General features: G+C 64.7%; 4 protein-coding genes. All 4 read left to right on the top strand.

The window, feature by feature from the left end:
* The coding region (locus tag DIE02_RS35125) for a branched-chain amino acid ABC transporter permease (protein ID WP_148092733.1) at positions 1-924 on the top strand (924 nt) is incomplete at its 5' end.
* Between the two features lie 19 nt (positions 925-943).
* Positions 944-2,113, top strand: coding sequence for an ABC transporter permease subunit (locus DIE02_RS35120; RefSeq protein ID WP_044845602.1), 1,170 nt, complete (start codon positions 944-946; stop codon positions 2,111-2,113).
* A gap of 23 nt (positions 2,114-2,136) precedes the next feature.
* Complete coding sequence (locus DIE02_RS35115; RefSeq protein WP_044845603.1) at positions 2,137-2,913, top strand: ABC transporter ATP-binding protein; 777 nt, start codon at positions 2,137-2,139, stop codon at positions 2,911-2,913.
* A partial coding sequence (locus DIE02_RS35110) for an ABC transporter ATP-binding protein (RefSeq protein WP_148092861.1) occupies positions 2,913-3,577 on the top strand: 665 nt, incomplete at its 3' end. The genes DIE02_RS35115 and DIE02_RS35110, both read left to right, overlap by 1 nt.

The following is a 3,577-nucleotide window of genomic DNA, read 5'->3' as shown; positions in this document are numbered from 1 at the left end:
AACGGGCTGGTGCTCGGCAGTGTGTACGCCATCATCGCGTTGGGTTACACGATGGTGTACGGCATTCTCGGCATCATCAACTTCGCGCACGGCGACGTGCTGATGATCGGCGCGATGGTCGCCCTGTCGGCGATCACCGTGCTGCAGAACCACTTTCCCGGACTCGGCAACGTCGCGACGCTGACGATCGGCCTTGGCATCGCCGCCGTCGTCTGCGCGTGCGTGGGCTACACGATCGAGCGGGTCGCGTACCGGCCGCTGCGCCGCGCGCCGCGTCTCGCGCCGCTGATCACCGCGATCGGCGTGTCGATCCTGCTGCAGACGGCCGCGATGATCATCTGGTCGCGCAACCCGCTGCCGTTCCCGCAATTGCTGCCGACCGATCCGATCAACGTGATCAAGGCGACCGACACGACGCCCGGCGCCGTGATCTCGGTCACCGAAATCGTGATCATCGCGGTGGCGTTCATCGTGATGGCAGGCCTCTTGCTGCTCGTGCACAAGACCAAGCTCGGCCGCGCGATGCGCGCGATCGCCGAAAGCCCGAACACCGCGAGCCTGATGGGCGTGAACCCGAACTTCGTGATCTCGGCGACGTTCATGATCGGCTCCGCGCTCGCCGCGCTGGCCGGCGTGATGATCGCGTCCGAATACGGCAACGTGCACTTCTACATGGGCTTCATCCCCGGCATGAAGGCGTTCACCGCGGCGGTGCTCGGCGGGATCGGCAACCTCGGCGGCGCGATGGTCGGCGGCGTGGTGCTCGGCCTGATCGAGCAGCTCGGCGCGGGCTACATCGGCAACCTCACGGGTGGCGTGTTCGGCAGTAACTACCAGGACGTGTTCGCATTCATCGTGCTGATCATCGTGCTGGTGTTCCGTCCGTCGGGCCTGCTGGGCGAACGTGTCGCGGACCGCGCGTAACGGAAGGGGAGCAAACAACATGACATCCATTCAACCGATCGAATCCTCGACGTCGCTCGTCGAAGAACGCAACACCGCCAAGACCGTCGTCATCGGCATCCTAACCGCGGCCTTCGTGATCGCGGCGCCGATCATCATCGGCTCGGCAGGCGGCAACTACTGGGTCCGCGTGCTCGACTTCGCGATGCTGTACGTGATGCTCGCGCTGGGCCTGAACGTGGTGGTCGGCTTCGCCGGCCTGCTCGACCTCGGCTACATCGCGTTCTACGCGGTGGGCGCATACACGGCGGCACTGCTGAGTTCGCCGCACCTGACCTCGCAGTTCGAGTGGATCGCGGCGCTCGCGCCGAACGGCCTGCACATCCCGTTCCTGATCATCGTGCCGATCGCGATGGCGCTGGCGGCGACCTTCGGCATCCTGCTCGGCGCGCCGACGCTGCGCCTGCGCGGCGACTACCTGGCGATCGTGACGCTCGGCTTCGGTGAAATCGTCCGGATCTTCATGAACAACCTCGACCGTCCGGTGAACATCACCAACGGCCCGAAGGGGATCACGGGCATCGATCCGGTGCACGTCGGCGGCTTCAACCTGTCGCAGACGCACTCGATCTTCGGCTTCCAGCTGCCGTCGGTCTACATGTACTACTACCTGTTCGTGCTCTGCGCGCTGCTGGTGATCTGGGTCTGTACGCGCCTGCAGCACTCGCGTATCGGCCGCGCATGGGCCGCGATCCGCGAAGACGAAATCGCCGCGAAAGCGATGGGCATCAACACCCGTAACGTGAAGCTGCTCGCGTTCGCGATGGGCGCGTCGTTCGGCGGCCTGTCGGGTGCGATGTTCGGTGCGTTCCAGGGCTTCGTGTCGCCCGAGTCGTTCACGTTCTGGGAATCGATCGTCGTGCTGGCGTGCGTGGTGCTCGGCGGCATGGGCCACATCCCGGGCGTGATCCTGGGCGCGGTGCTGCTCGCGATCTTCCCGGAATTCCTGCGTTCGACGATGAGCCCGCTGCAGCACGCGATCTTCGGTCACGACATCGTCGACACCGAAGTGATCCGTCAGGCGCTGTACGGCCTCGCGATGGTGATCATCATGCTGTATCGCTCGGAAGGCCTGTGGCCGGCGCCGAAGCATGAGGACAAGATCGCGAAACTGGCGAAGCGCAACAGCAAGAAGCCGGTGCGCGCTTAACCAACGGACAAGGGGATACACACATGAGCGACAAGCAAATCCGACTGTCCGTCTCGGGCGTGAACAAACGCTTCGGCGGGCTGCAGGCACTGTCCGACGTCGGCCTGCAGATCAAGGAAGGCGAGATCTACGGCCTGATCGGCCCGAACGGCGCCGGCAAGACCACGTTCTTCAACGTGATCACGGGCCTCTACACGCCGGACTCCGGCGAGTTCAAGCTCGACGGCACGGAATACAAGCCGACCGCGGTGCACCAGGTCGCGAAGACGGGCATCGCGCGCACGTTCCAGAACATCCGCCTGTTCGGCGGGATGACGGCGCTGGAGAACGTGATGGTGGGCCGCCACGTGCGGACCAAGCACGGGCTGCTGGGCGCGGTGTTCCAGACGCCGGCCGAGCGCCAGGAAGAGCGCGAGATCAAGGAACGCGCGATCGAGCTGCTCGAATACGTCGGCGTGCTGCAGTACGCAGACTACACGTCGCGCAACCTGTCGTACGGCCACCAGCGCCGTCTCGAGATTGCACGCGCATTGGCGACCGACCCGAAGCTGCTCGCGCTCGACGAGCCGGCGGCCGGGATGAACGCGACCGAGAAGGTCGAACTCACGCGCCTGCTCGACAAGATCCGCTCCGACGGCCGTACGATCCTGTTGATCGAGCACGACGTGAAGCTCGTGATGGGATTGTGCAACCGGATGACGGTGCTCGATTACGGCAAGGTGATCGCCGAGGGTCTGCCGCAGGACGTGCAGAAGAATCCGAAGGTGATTGAGGCATATCTCGGCGCAGGGGTGCACTGATGGCAGCGGCAATGTTGAAAATCAAGGGCTTGCAGGTCAACTACGGCGGCATCCAGGCCGTCAAGGGCGTTGACATGGAAGTCCGCCAGGGCGAGCTGGTGACGCTGATCGGCGCGAACGGCGCGGGCAAGACCACGACGATGAAGGCGATCACGGGTCTCAAGCCGTATTCGGCGGGCGACATCGAGTACGACGGCAAGTCGATCAAGGGCGTGCCGTCGCACGAGCTGCTCAAGCGCGGCCTCGCGATGGTGCCGGAAGGTCGCGGGATCTTCGCGCGGATGTCGATCATCGAGAACATGCAGATGGGCGCATACCTGCGCAACGACAAGGAGCAGATCAAGCAGGACGTCGACCGGATGTTCGGCTTCTTCCCGCGTCTGAAGGAGCGTGCGACGCAGCTCGCGGGCACGCTGTCGGGCGGCGAGCAGCAGATGCTGGCGATGTCGCGCGCGATCCTGTCGAAGCCGAAGCTGCTGCTGCTCGACGAGCCGTCGATGGGCCTGTCGCCGATCATGGTCGAGAAGATCTTCGAAGTGGTGCGCGAGATCTCGAAGGAGGGCATCACGGTGCTGCTGGTCGAGCAGAACGCGCGGCTCGCGCTGCAAGCGGCCGACCGCGGCTACGTGATGGATTCCGGCACGGTCACGATGGAAGGCGACGC

Source organism: Burkholderia sp. Bp8991 (assembly GCF_003853795.1).
Taxonomy (GTDB): domain Bacteria; phylum Pseudomonadota; class Gammaproteobacteria; order Burkholderiales; family Burkholderiaceae; genus Burkholderia.
The sequence above is the reverse complement of the archived record's forward strand: the minus strand, read 5'-3'. Positions and strand labels throughout refer to the sequence as shown.

Excerpts from the sequence above, each read along its gene's own strand:
- DIE02_RS35115 (WP_044845603.1), top strand. The coding sequence starts at position 2,137 with ATGAGCGACAAGCAAATCCGACTGTCCGTCTCGGGCGTGAACAAACGC.
- DIE02_RS35120 (WP_044845602.1), top strand. The coding sequence starts at position 944 with ATGACATCCATTCAACCGATCGAATCCTCGACGTCGCTCGTCGAAGAA.